At 66.8% G+C, this 13,561-nt stretch carries 13 protein-coding genes, 1 tRNA gene and 1 pseudogene; 10 read left to right on the forward strand and 5 right to left on the reverse strand.

The features are described from left to right. Positions 1-13 precede the first annotated feature (13 nt). Complete coding sequence (locus tag FVQ89_RS07930; protein WP_147901281.1) at positions 14-754, forward strand: triacylglycerol lipase; 741 nt, start codon at positions 14-16, stop codon at positions 752-754. Next, positions 751-2,280 carry an MFS transporter gene (locus FVQ89_RS07935; protein WP_147901282.1) on the forward strand — a complete coding sequence of 510 codons (1,530 nt, stop codon included), beginning with the start codon at positions 751-753 and terminating at the stop codon, positions 2,278-2,280. The genes FVQ89_RS07930 and FVQ89_RS07935 overlap by 4 nt, the downstream gene beginning before the upstream one ends. A gap of 21 nt (positions 2,281-2,301) precedes the next feature. Here the strand turns inward: FVQ89_RS07935 and FVQ89_RS14595 are convergent. Further along, positions 2,302-2,955 (reverse strand): annotated as a pseudogene (locus tag FVQ89_RS14595) (UbiA family prenyltransferase); the annotation flags it as partial. 209 nt (positions 2,956-3,164) lie between these two features. Between FVQ89_RS14595 and FVQ89_RS07945 the strand changes: the two are divergent. Then, entirely contained in the window at positions 3,165-3,644 is a 480-nt protein-coding gene (locus tag FVQ89_RS07945; RefSeq protein WP_147901283.1) for a hypothetical protein, read from the forward strand. Between the two features lie 8 nt (positions 3,645-3,652). Here the strand turns inward: FVQ89_RS07945 and ald are convergent, their stop codons facing one another. Next, positions 3,653-4,738, reverse strand: a complete 1,086-nt coding sequence (gene ald, locus FVQ89_RS07950) for an alanine dehydrogenase (RefSeq protein ID WP_147901284.1) — start codon at positions 4,736-4,738, stop codon at positions 3,653-3,655. 148 nt (positions 4,739-4,886) lie between these two features. Between ald and FVQ89_RS07955 the strand changes: the two genes are divergently transcribed. Further along, complete coding sequence (locus FVQ89_RS07955; protein ID WP_147901285.1) at positions 4,887-5,357, forward strand: Lrp/AsnC family transcriptional regulator; 471 nt, start codon at positions 4,887-4,889, stop codon at positions 5,355-5,357. 27 nt (positions 5,358-5,384) lie between these two features. Here the strand turns inward: FVQ89_RS07955 and FVQ89_RS07960 are convergent. Together FVQ89_RS07960 and FVQ89_RS07965 are read right to left on the reverse strand one after the other, a co-directional pair. After that, positions 5,385-5,468, reverse strand: a tRNA-Leu gene (locus FVQ89_RS07960). A gap of 56 nt (positions 5,469-5,524) precedes the next feature. Further along, positions 5,525-5,848 (reverse strand): hypothetical protein, encoded by a 324-nt coding sequence (locus FVQ89_RS07965; RefSeq protein WP_147901286.1) that lies wholly within the window; start codon positions 5,846-5,848, stop codon positions 5,525-5,527. Positions 5,849-6,084: 236 nt separating this feature from the next. On the opposite strand from FVQ89_RS07965, the gene FVQ89_RS07970 reads away from it, so the two are divergent. The 5 genes from FVQ89_RS07970 to FVQ89_RS14425 all read left to right on the forward strand — a co-directional run bounded on the left by FVQ89_RS07970 (position 6,085) and on the right by FVQ89_RS14425 (position 12,440). Then, entirely contained in the window at positions 6,085-7,137 is a 1,053-nt protein-coding gene (locus tag FVQ89_RS07970; protein WP_147901287.1) for a hypothetical protein, read from the forward strand. Between the two features lie 200 nt (positions 7,138-7,337). Then, positions 7,338-9,407, forward strand: coding sequence for a hypothetical protein (locus FVQ89_RS07975; RefSeq protein ID WP_222706054.1), 2,070 nt, complete (start codon positions 7,338-7,340; stop codon positions 9,405-9,407). Beyond that, a complete protein-coding gene (locus FVQ89_RS07980) occupies positions 9,404-10,654 on the forward strand; it encodes a CpaF family protein (RefSeq protein WP_147901289.1) in 1,251 nt (416 codons plus the stop codon). The genes FVQ89_RS07975 and FVQ89_RS07980 overlap by 4 nt, the downstream gene beginning before the upstream one ends. Before the next feature lie 146 nt (positions 10,655-10,800). After that, positions 10,801-11,523 (forward strand): type II secretion system F family protein, encoded by a 723-nt coding sequence (locus FVQ89_RS07985; protein WP_187264952.1) that lies wholly within the window; start codon positions 10,801-10,803, stop codon positions 11,521-11,523. 347 nt (positions 11,524-11,870) lie between these two features. Then, complete coding sequence (locus tag FVQ89_RS14425) at positions 11,871-12,440, forward strand: type II secretion system F family protein (protein WP_187264953.1); 570 nt, start codon at positions 11,871-11,873, stop codon at positions 12,438-12,440. Positions 12,441-12,902: 462 nt separating this feature from the next. Here the strand turns inward: FVQ89_RS14425 and FVQ89_RS07995 are convergent, their stop codons facing one another. Further along, complete coding sequence (locus FVQ89_RS07995; protein ID WP_147901292.1) at positions 12,903-13,289, reverse strand: hypothetical protein; 387 nt, start codon at positions 13,287-13,289, stop codon at positions 12,903-12,905. On the opposite strand from FVQ89_RS07995, the gene FVQ89_RS08000 reads away from it, so the two are divergent. Then, a complete protein-coding gene (locus FVQ89_RS08000) occupies positions 13,275-13,553 on the forward strand; it encodes a hypothetical protein (RefSeq protein ID WP_147901293.1) in 279 nt (92 codons plus the stop codon). The genes FVQ89_RS07995 and FVQ89_RS08000 overlap by 15 nt on opposite strands. The last annotated feature ends 8 nt before the right edge of the window (positions 13,554-13,561 follow it).

Consider the following 13,561-nt stretch of genomic DNA (forward strand, 5'->3'; position numbering starts at 1 on the left):
GAGGGGGTGCGCCATGCCCGAGCGGGGGATCGAACGCGGTGCGGGCGACGCGCGCGGCGCACGCCGGCCATCCGACCGCGGCTTCGCTCGCAACGCGGCGGCGCTCGTCGGCGACGTGCCGAACGCGCTACGGTTCCGGGCCCGCGCCGCCCGCGACTGGCCTGTTCCAGCTCGCTACGCCGAGGGCGACGGCCGCCCTGTGCTGCTGCTCCCGGGCGTGTACGAGACCTGGCATTACCTCCGGCCGATCGCCGAGGCGCTCCACGCCGCGGGGCATCCGGTGTTCACCGTTCCGGGGCTCGGGATCAACCACCGCCCGATTCCGGAGTCGGCGGGCATCGCGTGGCAGCGCATCCTCGACCTCGACCTCGCGGATGTGGCGGTCGTCGCGCACTCGAAGGGCGGCCTGATCGGCAAGCACCTGCTGGCCTACGACGACCGTGAGGGGCGTATCGCCCGGGTGATCGCGGTCGCGTCCCCGTTCCGCGGCACCCGCATGGCGCACTTCGCGGTGCCGCCCGCGATGCGTGAGTTCCGTCCGAGTGTTCCGGTGATCTCGGCGCTCGCTGCGGAGCGCGCGGTAAACGAGCGGATCGTGTCGATCGCGCCCGAGTGGGATCCGCACATCCCCGACGGCTCGGCCCTCGACGGCGCCCGCAATCTGACGCTGCCCGTCGTGGGCCATTTCCGCATCCTGCACGATCCGGCTCTGCCGGGGCTCGTGGTGGCCGAGGTCGAACGGGAGACGACATGACCCGCGAGCAACGTCTGGTGCTGACGATCGCGGTGCTCGCCACGATCGTCGCGTTCCTCGACTCCACGATCGTGAACGTGGCGCTCCCGGCGATCGAACGCGAGCTCGGCGGCGGACTTCCCGCGCAGCAGTGGATCGTCGACGCCTACCTGCTCACCCTCGGTTCGCTGATCCTCGTCGCGGGCGCCGTGAGCGACGCGTTCGGCCGGGTGCTGGTGGTGCGGGTGGGGCTCATCGTGTTCGGCCTGTCGTCGCTCGCGATCGCGTTGGCACCCGATCCGCTCGTGCTGATCATCGCCCGCGGCGTGCAGGGCGTGGGTGGGGCTCTGCTCGTGCCGAGCTCGCTCGCGCTCATCACCTCGCACTTCTCGGGCGCCGCGCAGGCGCGCGCGATCGGCACGTGGACGGCCCTCACGAGTGCCGCGATGCTCGCCGGTCCGCTCGTCGGCGGCCTGTTCGTCGACCTGCTGTCGTGGCGCTGGGCGTTCGTGATCAACGTAGTGCCGATCGCGGTGGTGCTGTGGCTGCTGGTGCGGCTGGGTGCCACCGAGGTGCGGAAGCCGGACGCCAAGATCGACCTGCCCGGCGCGCTCCTCTGCGCGGTCGGGCTCGCGGGCCCCGTGTATGCGCTCATCGAACAGCCGCGCCTCGGGTGGGATGCGTCAGTGATCGCCGCGGCGATTGTGGGCGTGATCTCGTTCGCCGGGTTCCTGGTGCGGCAGCGCGTGGCGAAGCATCCGATGATGCCGCTCGGGCTCTTCCGGGTGCGCAATTTCGCCTGGGGCAACGTGTCGACGTTCTTCGTCTACGGCGCGCTCGGGGTGAACGGCTTCGTGATCGGGGTGTACCTGCAAGAGGAAGCGGGGCTACCCGCCACCCTCGCGGGTCTCGCGAGCCTGCCCATCTCGATCCTGCTGACCCTCGGCTCGTCGTGGGCGGGGCGGATCGCGGGCCGCGTGGGGCCGCGGCTGCCGATGACGCTTGGTCCTCTCGTCATGGCGACGGGCTCGCTGCTCATGCTGTTCGTGAACGAACCGTTCAACTACGTCACGCAGCTGCTGCCGGGGATCCTGGTCTTCGGTGTGGGGCTCGCGCTCACGGTGTCGCCGCTCACGGCGGCGATCCTCGGGTCGATCGATCCGGGGCGGTCGGGTATCGCATCCGCGGTGAACAACGCGGTGGCGCGCATCGCCGGGCTGCTGTTCGTGGCGATGCTCGGGGTGATCACCGGCGGTGCGCTCGACCTCGGGGGGCTGCACCGCTCCATGTGGGCGGTGGCGATCCTCATGACCGCCGGTGGTGTGGTGGCGTGGCTCTGCATCCGTCGCGCCGCGGTTGTCGTGGTGCCGGATGCGGGCGAGGTGGTCGTGACGGCCGGCGCCTCAGAGGGCGGTGGCGATCACGAGCAGCACGACGTCGACGAGGGCCCCGGCGATCACGAGCCGGAAGAGCACACGCCCCATCCGTCCGCGGATCGCGAGCATGAGCCCCGCGACAGCGATTCCCAGCCCGGCGAGCAGCGCTAGGGCGCTCAGCCACCAGACGCCGAGCTCGACGGCGAGGGCGGCGCTCGCGGCCCCCAGGGTGAGGAACGCGACGATCGCCGAGCCGCGCCCGCCGAGGCGCTGACCGAGCCCGCGGATGCCGGTCCGGCGGTCGTCGTCGAGGTCGGGCAGCACGTTCGCGAACGACGCGGCGACGCCGAGCAGCCCACCCGCGGCGATCACCCAGAGGCTCGGCCAGCCCGGCTCGTCGGCTGCGAGGGTCGCGAGGGCGGGCAGCAGCCCGAAGAACGCCAGGTAGGGGAGCGGCGAGGCGAGCGTGCTCTTGAAGATCGCGTTGTATCCCCAGGCGATCGCGATCATGAGCGTGTGCAGGGTGAGTGCGGCCGGCCCGAGCGGGGCGGTGAGCACGAGGGCGAGCGCGGCGCTCACGAGCGCGATGATGAGCGCGGTGCGGGGGTTCAACTCACCGCGGGCGACGGGCTTGTCGGTGCGGCCCGTGGCTTTGTCGCGTTCGGCGTCGATCGCATCGTTCGAGATACCCACCGAGGCCTGGCCGGTGAGCATCGCCGCGCCGAGCAGCAGGATGCGCCACCACTCGAGCCCCGAGGCGACGCCGAGCAGCACAGTGATCACGGTGACGGCCACCGTGGGCCCCGGATGCGTCGAGAGCCACACGGCGCGGATGCGGCGCAGCATGCGCCCACGCTACGCCGAGAACGGGCAGCCGCGGTTCGTTCCCGGTTCGTTCCACGCGCGGGGTACGTCACTGTCCTCCGAAGTGAGGACTGATGAGTTGACGGTTCCTTCCTAGTCTCGGGATAGGCGACAACGCCTCAGAAAGTTGGAACCACCACCATGCACCACCACAAATCCATACTCGCTATCGCCAGCACGATCGTCCGGCCATGAATCGTCACTTCTACTACCACTCGATACTGGGGTGGCAGCCTGCGCCCCCGAGCGTGCTCGAGGGGCTCGACGTTTCGAGCCTTCTGGTCTTCGCCCGCTACGGCGACTACGCCACGCGAACCGATCTCGCGGCCATTGAGCCCCTCGATCGCGAGGTCGCGGAGATCTTGATCGCCGACGGCCCGATCGAGTTGGCGTGGACGATCGCCATGAATCGGAATGCTCCTCCGGACGTTCTCGAGCGGCTGGCCGAGCGAGGTGGGGACTTCGTGGAGCTCGTCGGCGGCAATCCGGCCGCTCCCTCGCGTCTCAAGGAGGGGTTGCCTCTCTCGGATCACGTCCAAGTGTCGCTGGAGGCGTACGTGCGCGACATGGGGGGAACCCACGCGCAGCACATGGCGTTGATCAAGGCCTGGTTGTCTTACGAGACCACACCTCTCGGTGAGGTGTGGGCGCGGATCACCGGGAGCGTCTGAGCCGCGCCCTACACCCCGAGCGCGTCGCGGACGCCCTGGTTCGCCACGACGCCTCCGCGCACGTTGAGCCCCTTGGCGAGCGCGGGGTCGGCGGCTGCGGCCGCATCCCAACCGGATCCGGCGACGGCGGCGATGTAGGGGAGCGTGGCGTTGCTGAGGGCGCGCGTGGAGGTGTGCGGTACTGCGCCGGGCATGTTCGCGACGCAGTAGTACAGCGACTCGTGCACGGTGAAGGTGGGGTCGTCGTGGGTGGTGGGGTGGGAGCCTTCGAAGCATCCGCCCTGGTCGATGGCGATGTCGACGAGCACCGAGCCGGGGCGCATCGTGGCGACCATCTCCTTTGTCACGAGCTTCGGGGCTGACGCACCGGGGATGAGCACCGATCCGATCACCAGGTCGGCGTTCGTCACGGCGGCGGCGATCTCGTAGGGGGTGGAGACGCGCGTCTGGATCGCACCGTCGAAGCGCTCTTCGAGGTGACGCAGCCGGGGGAGGGAGATGTCGATCACCGTCACCTGGGCTCCGAGGCCGAGTGCGTTCGCGGCGGCGTGCTCTCCGGCGACGCCTCCGCCGATCACGACCACCTGGGCGCGGGGTGTTCCTGCCACGCCGCCGAGCAGCATGCCTCGGCCCCCGGCCGGTCGCAGTGCTGCTGCGGCCCCCACCACGACGGAGAGGCGCCCGGCCACTTCGCTCATGGGGGCGAGCAGCGGCAGTGCGCGGTCGGCGGTCTGCACGGTCTCGTAGGCGATCGCGGTCGTGCCGGCGGCGATGAGCGCTTCGGTGAGCGGGCGGTCGGCGGCGAGGTGCAGGTAGGTGAAGAGGGCGAGGTCGTCGCGCAGGTAGCCGTATTCGGCGGCGATGGGCTCCTTGACTTTCACGAGCAGTTCGGCGCGGGCCCAGGTCTCGTCGGCGGTGGGCACGATCTCGGCGCCGGCGGCGAGGTACTGCTCGTCGGTGAAGCCGCTGGCGGCGCCTGCACCGCTCTGCACGAGCAGCTGGTGGCCGCGCCCGGTGAGCAGGTCGACTCCGGCGGGCGTCACTGCCACGCGGTTCTCGTTGTTCTTGATCTCGGCGGGAACGGAGATGCGCATGGGGAACTCCTTCAGTGGGATGCGGAGATATTTGCAGGAGAGGCGGCCTAATCTGTTACAGATCGAATCTTCATCGGCGATTCACGAGAATCTCGATGTTTCTTCTAGGCGACGTTCGTGAACCCCGCCGTGTGCCGAAGGATCTTGCATGACTGATCAGCTGACTCCGCTCGATGAGCGCATCCTCGAGCTGCTGTCTGCGGATGGCCGCATGACGAATGCGGCGATTGCGGATGCGGTGGGGGTGGCGCCGTCGACGGCGCATGCGCGGGTGCGGGCGTTGGTGGAGCGCGGTGTGATCACCGGGTTTCATGCGGCGGTGGATCAGAGCGCGTTGGGGTTGGGGATTCAGGCGGTGATCGGGGTGACGCTGCGGCCGGGGCTGCGGCATGAGCGGATCGAGGCGTTCACTCACGACATCCGGCAGCGTCCGGAGGTGATCCAGGTGTTCTTCCTCGGGGGTACGGATGATTTCCTGGTGCACATCGCGTGCCCGGATTCTTCGGGGGTGCGTCGTTTCGTGGTGGATCAGTTGTCGGCGAATCAGAGTGTGGCGTCGACGCGCACGAGTTTGATCTTCGAGTACCACCGAAATGCGGTGGCGTCCGACTTCGACTGAGCCGGCCGGTTCGCCGGTGGTGTGTTGTGGTGCGGGAGGCGGGGCTCGAACCCGCATGCCGTGAGGCACAGGAACCTAAATCCTGCGTGTCTACCGTTCCACCACTCCCGCGCAGCGCGATCAGTCTAGAGCGGCGCGGGAGTGGTGGATGGTGGGCAGGTGGGGCGTCACGCGATGCGCGTGACGTGGAGTTCGTGTTCCGTGCCCGGCTCGTCGATGAGCGTCATGTGATTCACGTCTGCCAGGGAGGCGCCTGAAAGCAGGAGCAGCAGCTCACCGCCGAGGGGGCCGGCTCCGCCGCTCGACAGCTGCCACTCAAGCGACTGATCGTCGACCAGCAATGTCGGTCGGCCGAATGCTCTGGCGGCGGTTTCGTCCGAGAAGGTCAGGTGCATGACGGTCTTGTTAGCCGAGATGGTGACGGTGTTGACGACGGCGTAGCCGTTGTCGAGGTCGAGCGCTGTGCCGCTGGCGTAGAGCTGATGTTGCATGCCTCATTCCAGCATGTATGCCCGGCCCACGCGGTCGACCATCCCCATGTGGAAAACGTCCGAGCCGCCGTGAGTGATCCGGGCATCATGCACCTACGTGGACAGCCGAGTCGACTACGTGTCGGCCCAAACGCACGGGTTCTTACCCGTTGTCGCACGCAAATCCGTCACAACCAGGCCACCGTGGCCTCTGCCGGGCTGTAGACGAAGTGCGTCCCTGTCCTACGAGGAGCACCATGATCAGACCACCACTTTCTGCATTCGTCATCACCGGCGTCTGTCTCGCGCTCGCGGCTGGCGCCCTTACCGGCATCGATGCGCTCGCGCGTGACACGGCACGCGCTGAGGCGCACGTCGAGATCGACCAGGCGGTGCGTGCAGTCGCCGAGTTCGAGGCAGCGCGGGATCGCCTCGACTCCGCTGTCGACGCCGCTCACGAGCTCATTCCGGTCGCCGAAGAGTTCGCGGCCCTCGTCGAGGTGCGCGGCGCTCTCGACCCCGACGCCGCTGCCGACGCACAGTCGAAGTTCGAAGCGGTTTTCGAGGTCGCGGATGGACGTGGCGTCGCGACCAGCCTCGAACTCGAGCCTCCGAGGAAATACCCTGATGTCGACCCGGGCATGGCCGAAGGTGAACTCCTCGCCGCGCGCGACGAGGCGCGCCAACTCGCCGACTATTGGCGCGCACGTACACGAGCCGTGAGTGCGATCGTTCGGGTTCTCGACGACGCGCGTGAGTGCGTTCAAGGCGCGATGGCGGTCGCTGCGGACTCGGCGCCGGCGCGCGCCAAGAAGCTCGTGTCCAAGCTCGCTCATGCCACCGCGCAGACCAAGCGTGCTGCATCGGCTGCAGGAAAGGCACTCGCCGAGGCCAAGATCCCGGATGCCGCAATGCTTCAGAGCTACGCCCGAGCCATCGCGAAGCTGAATGACTCCCACCGAAAGCGACTTGAGGCTGCCGAAAAGGCCGCGCGTGAAGTTGACACGTCGCCAGGTACCACGGGTGGTGGAAAACGTTCGAGTGGTTCGACGTGGCGCAACGGCGGATCGGGAAGTTCGAGCCCAGGGGGCGCTCCCTCGGGCGGCGGCTCGGAGCCGAAGTACCCCGACTATACGGACACCAATCGGTACGTCGAGGCCGGCGGACTTTGGGAGCCCGGTTGCCTCATCGGCTCGGAGTGGGGACGACACGATCCGGGCCCAGGAGGCACATCCCTGATCTACAACATTCCCTACCCCTACGACTACCGGATCGAAGGCACCTGGATTGTCGTCTACATCTGCAGATGAATTCCCATAAGTGGTGGGGAGAGGTTGCAGCCTCTCCCCACCGTCCTCTCACCGATCGCCTGACAGCAACAAGGAAAGGAAGCCGACCCATGGCCGGTCATCGACATTGTCCCCTACCCGAGCGCAAAGAAGGAGCGCTACCTCGCGTCCTCCTCGTGTTCGCGACCGCGTTCGCGGTGCTTCTCGGCATCATCAACCCGATGAGCGCTCCCAACGCCTTCGCGGCGTCTCACGGACGCGGATATGACTCGCCAGCAGGCTGGCTCGGTCAGTATCTTGTTGGCGGCGTCGCCACCTATTGCCTCGAGATCACAGCAGGGTCGCCACTCGGCGCGAGTGTACGGCTGGGTGACCGCGCCTGGCACACCATGTCGGCCGACGAGAATGCGCGGGTCTCTTGGGCGGTCGCGACCTATGGGCAGAGAGCGAGCGATAACTGGGCCGCAGCGGTGCACCTCTTCGTCTGGTCGCTCGCCGACCCGAAGGAATACGGGAGTCATGGTCAGTCCGGAGACGACTACTACGTGTGGCGTGCTCCTGCCTCTGCCCGCGCTGACATCCTCGAGAAGCTCAAGAAAATCCGTGCGGGTGCATCGAGCGTCAAGGCAGGGACTTTGAAGGGCTCGGGTTCGATGTCCTTTCAGACCGAGTTCAGCAACAACTACAACGGCACACTCACGGTGAAGCTCTCCCCGTCGTCTGCTCGCGGAAGTATCAAGCTCACCAACGGTCGATTCGTCGAATCCGGAACGCGGTCCCTCGCGGGCCTCGGCGGAGGGTCCTACCGCGTGGTCGGTGTGCCTCCCGAGGATGGGGCGCCGTACCGGATTTCAGCGAAGGGCAATTTCTCGACAAGTGGGGGCTACGCGGGAAAGGTCGCCTTGTACGAGAACGCTGGCGGATCGCAGCAGTATACGGCCGGGCCCGGCCCGAAGGCGCAGGTTTCGGTGGCTCTCAGCGCAAGCGATCCGAATCCTCGCTCAGCCACTTTTGCGCCGATACTGCGCTCGCAGGTTGCCGAGCGGTATCCCGCCGAGGGAGATGCGTTCACCGATAACTTCGTCTTCTCTGCGGGGGAGGACCCCCAGAGCGGCCTCAAGAACCCCTGGCCGGAGGAGGCTGGCGGCGGATACAAGGTGGTCACCGCCACCGTCACGGTGTACCGCACACGGGCCACGTCGATCACTTCGGGGGAAACGATTCCCCACGACGCGGAAGTATTCGACTCCTTCACGGTCACGACCTCCGCGGCTGAGGGGCCACTCGGCGACTACAGGGCATCCACCACGAAGAAGCTGGAGTCCGGATACCAGTACGTCGCCGTGTCGGTCATCGACGCCGCGGATCAATCTCCGACGACGCGTGCTTTCCTTCCCGAGGGATACCGCTGGACCGACGGTTGGGGCGTCTCATCCGAGATCGCCATCGTTCCGCCGGACGGGCGCTCAGCGGCGACGCAGCTGGAGGCCCAAGGCTTCCCCGTTTCCGATGTGGCATCCCTCGACGGATTGCTGTTCGACGGAGCGCAGGTGAGATTCCACCTCTACCGCCGTCCCGACGGCGGACCGAGTCCGCTTCAGGACTCCGACCCCGAAGCGATCGATCCCGCGGCGACGTGTACGGATGAGACCCGCGTGTGGACGTCGGGCCTTCAACCCGCGGCCGAGGTCGTCACGGGAACCGCGCCCTCCGACCTCCGTCCAGGGGTCTACGACTGGCGGTTCGAGATCCTCGACCAAGCGGGCGAGATCGTGTGGGGTGCACCCTGCGGTCCCATCTCAGAACGCACCGAGATCGTTCAGGTCATCGTCGAGACCGAGGCTCAAACGAATCGCCGCGCGACCGAGACCGTCGAGGACGCTGCGCTCATCCGGGGCACGATCGAGGAGGGCGACACGCTCGCGTTCGCGGCATACCGCGCGGAGCGCGATAGGGACGGGCAACCGATCTGCGAGCCGAGCAATCTCGTTTGGGCAAGTGAAGCGATCACTTTGACGCCCGGAGTGGTCGATCGCCACACGGTGAAGTCGGGCCCGACGATGCTCCCGACCGGCACGTACTGGTGGGTCGAGACGTACGCCAATGCGGCTGACGAGGTCATCCACCGCGGAGAATGCGGGATCCCCAGCGAGACATCCGTCGTGCATGGGCCGGACCTTCCCGACACGGGCGTCGACCCCCAGTTGATCGCCATGGTCATCGCGGCGGGGATCGGTTGCGCCGTTGGCGTGCTCGTCCTCCTCCTCCGCAGACTCCGGACACGTCGATGACCCGGCCGAAGTCACCGGCGGGTGCGATCAGCGACCGGATCCGCGACAGAGCTCGGCGTGACGACGCCGACCTGCGCGCGGATCCGGCCGTCGTCGACCGCTACCTCCGTGACGAATTGCGACAGTACGCGGAGGCGGCGCTCGGAGGACGCGCGCCGATGTTGGCCGATGAAGACGCTGTCGCTCAGGAGGTGTCCGCGAGTCTCACCGGCATGGGACCGATTCAGCCCTATCTCGACGACCCGCGCATCGAAGAGATTTGGGTCAACGCTCCCGATCGCATCTTCGTCGCCCACGATGGAATCTCCGAGCAGCTCCCGCTCGCGCTGACTGCGGAGGACATTCGCGACCTGCTCGACCGGCTCCTGCACCAGACGGGCAGGCGTATCGACATCAGCAGCCCGTTCGTAGATGCGGCTCTCCCCGACGGGTCGCGCCTGCACGCTGTCATCCCCGACATCTCGCGTGCACACGTGTCGATCAACATCCGTCGTTTCCGTACGGGGATGCGTACCCTCGCCGACCTCGTGCGGCTCGGGATGCTGACGGCGCAGGCGGCAGGATTCCTCCACATCTCCGTCAGGGCAGGGCTCAACATCCTCATCGCCGGTGCCACGCACACGGGAAAGACCACCCTGTTGGGTGCGTTGCTCGGAGCGTGCGTTCCCGAAGACAGAATCGTCACGGTCGAGGAGACGTTCGAACTTGCACTGACCGCACGAGATCACGTCGCGCTTCAGTGTCGTCAACCAAGCCTCGAGGGAACAGGTGAGATCACGCTCCGCCGCCTTATCAAGGAATCGCTGCGGATGCGGCCGGAGCGCCTTGTGGTGGGTGAGGTTCGGGAGGCTGAGGCGCTCGATCTCCTGATTGCTCTCAACTCGGGCGTTCCAGGTATGTGCTCGATTCACGCCGGGAGTGCTCCTGACGCCCTCATGAAGCTGTGCACCCTGCCGCTCCTGGCCGGACGCAACATCGACTCGGCGTTCGTTACCCCCACGGTTGCAGCGACTGTAGATCTGGTCGTGTTCCTCGAGCGCGGAAGGTCCGGAGAGAGAGCGGTTGCCGAGATCATCGCACCGACGGGGAGGATTGCAGACGGGTCTGTAGAAGCGGTGACGTTGTTTGAACGAGTTGACGGAGAGCTTGCCTCGACCGGCACTCCGCCCCCACGTCTGACGAGGTACCGACGAGCAGCGATCGACCCGCTGCCGGTCCTTCGCGAACGCTCAGCGAGAACGGTATGACGCTCGCCTCAGGTCTGGGAATCGTGCTGGGGCTGGGCCTTCTGCTGACGCTCGCTCCCTGGACGTTTCCCCGTCATCTTGGCGCACGGACTTCGACCTGGGTGCGACTTTCCGCGCGTCTCGACCGACTTGTGGCCGAATCCGCCGTGAGAGGACTGACCAGCACCCACGTGCTCGCGCTCGCGGTCGTCATTGCGGTTGGAGCGGGATGGCTGATCGCCGCAACCCTGCCGATCATCGCCGTGTCAGTGGCGGCAGCAACTGTGGGAGCTGCGCTCCCACTCGCCGTTCTGCGATGGCGGGGGAGGGCACGACGGAAGGCTCTACGGCAGCTGTGGCCCGACGTGCTCGAGCAACTGGTCGCCGTCATCCGATCAGGCTCCACGGTCGGCGACGCGCTGTGCGCGCTCGCGGAGAACGGACCCGATGCTCTTCGTCCCGCGTTTCGGATATTCACGACCGATGTGGAACGAGATGGACGCCTGATGCCTGCTCTCGACGCCCTGAAGACGCGACTCGCCGATCCTGTCGCGGATCAGCTTGTCGAGACGGTGCGGGTCGCGCGCGAGGTCGGAGGCTCCGAACTTCCCGCAATTCTCCGTTCGCTGTCCAGCCAAGTTCGTGCGGAAGCTGCAGTACGAGCAGAGGCAGAGGCGCGCAGATCATGGGTGGTGAGTGCTGCACGACTCGGTGTCATCGCGCCGTGGGTCGTGTTGCTGTTGCTGGGATCGCGTCCCGAGGTCGCTGAGGCGTACAACACGCCGGCAGGCGTTGGTGTCCTGTCGACCGGGTTCGTTCTGACCTTCATCGCCTATCGGCTCATGATTCGGGTTGGTCGGCTCCCTCAGGAAGGCAGGTGGTTCGCATGAGCGACTCATGGGTCGCCGCTGTAGCGTGGGGGATCGGAGGCGGAGCTGGGCTCTGGATGCTCGCAGCCGTTCTGTTGAGGGGGTCGCCGCGTCGCCTGGTCGGTCGTGTCGCCCCTCACGTCCTTGACGTCTCGCCGTCCGCACGGGCCATGGCGGAGAGCAACCCGTCACGGACGCCCGGAGGCAGGGACTGGCAAGGCAAGCTCGCCTCCGCGATAGGCCAACTCGCCGGATCCGACACCCATCTTGTGACCCACTTGAGGCAATCCGCGTCCTCGAGCACCGTCCATCGAGTCCGATTGCGCCAACTCGTGTTCAGCGGAGCCGGCGGTGCAGGAGGCCTTGCCGTGGCAGCCGCGATCCTCGAACGAGCTGGACCGCCGGTGCTCGCCATTCTCGCCGTCTTGGCGTGCGTAGTCGGTGCCGCAGCCCTTCCTGAGCGGGCCCTCGCGGTGCGAGCCCGCCGTCGTGCGGGGCAGATTTCCGCAGAACTGCCGACCGTACTCGAGTTCATGAGCCTCGCGATCTCGGCTGGGGAGTCGCTCCGCGACGCCATTCGCCGGGTTGCGCGCAGTGGAAGTGGCGAACTCGCGAACGAGCTCGCCGGCGTCGTCGCAGATCTCGATCTGGGTGTACCGCTGGCCGGCGCATTGAGGGACTGGTCGTCAGCGCTGCAGATCCGGTCGGTGACGCGCGTGGTCGATCAAGTCGTCACCGCGCTCGACCGCGGGACGCCCCTGACGGAGATCCTTCGCGAGCATGCCCGCGAAGCTCGGGAAGACGCCCAGCGGGCGCTCGTCGAGTCGGCTGGCCGCAAAGAGGTCTACATGCTCGTGCCGCTGGTGTTCCTCATCCTGCCGGTCACCATCGTCTTCGCGATCTTCCCCGCGACACTCGTGCTCGAACTCGGCTTCTGAGTCAGGCCCGCAATCGCCACCGCACCCACACGAGTCGTTGGATCATGAACTCGAAGACTACGAGAGACGGTGTGGATTCGTGGGGAGCGAGATCGACGGTGCGCGTGTAGGTCCAGGGCTCCTTGAAAGTGTTGGCGGAGATCGACCAAACACCTTCCAGACGGCCGCTTTCCCGCTCGATCTGGACCTGGACAAGTCGGTAGTCGGTCGGGCTACTCGCTCGCGGTGAGAGTTCGACACGCCAACGTGACCCACTGGAGCCGTTTTCGATTGTCGTTGTGATCCCCCAGCGCTTCGGAGAAAGCCGTCGTGCAAAGAGGGCGACTGGTGCCCCGTCGATCCGCTGGCGTCGCATGTGGGGGAGCGTAGGCGAGTCGGCGCAGCCTTGCCAGGCAGGAATCTTCGCGATCTTCCTCGCGACACTCGTGCTCGAACTCGGCTTCTGACCGACGGCCTCCTGTATCAGCCCACAGGGGCGAGCAAGACCACTAGCCCGGAGAACGCCATTCCCGACAGGCTCAACACGATCCCCACACGGATGCTGAACACCTTCTGGCGGTAGGCGTCGGGCAGACGGAACCCGAGCACGGGGCATCCCGCCCAGACGAGCAGTCCGATCCCGATCGCCGCCGCAGTCGCACCCAACCACCACGCCACGTCGAACACCATCGGCAGAGTTGTCGGACGCCACCCCGAGGCGACCGACGGCCCGAGAAGGAGAGCAGCAGTCACCGCGACAGCCCCCAGCCAAATGGTGCCCGTGCGGATGATGCGCTCCGTCTCGGCCTCCATGTCTTCATAGGGCAGTGCGATGGGGAGACTCTCACGCGCTTCGTGCAGATCGCTCATCATCCCAGTGTGCGCCGATTGCGCCTGGTCTCGCTGGCCCTTGTGGATAGTCACGGTCATGTCACTCAGTTCTCCGGCAGCATCGCCAACATGACCCCGAAACGCCGACTGAAACACCTGCTCAATGACGACCGTGGCGATGTGCCCGGCTGGGTGCTGATCACACTCATGACGGCGGCGCTCGTCCTCCTGATCTGGGCGCTCGCCGGGCCGGCGCTCAGCGAGATCTTTCAGAACGCGATCGACAAAGTCTCCGGCATCTAGGGCCGCGC

Source organism: Homoserinibacter sp. GY 40078, assembly GCF_008017545.1.
Lineage (GTDB): Bacteria > Actinomycetota > Actinomycetes > Actinomycetales > Microbacteriaceae > Homoserinibacter.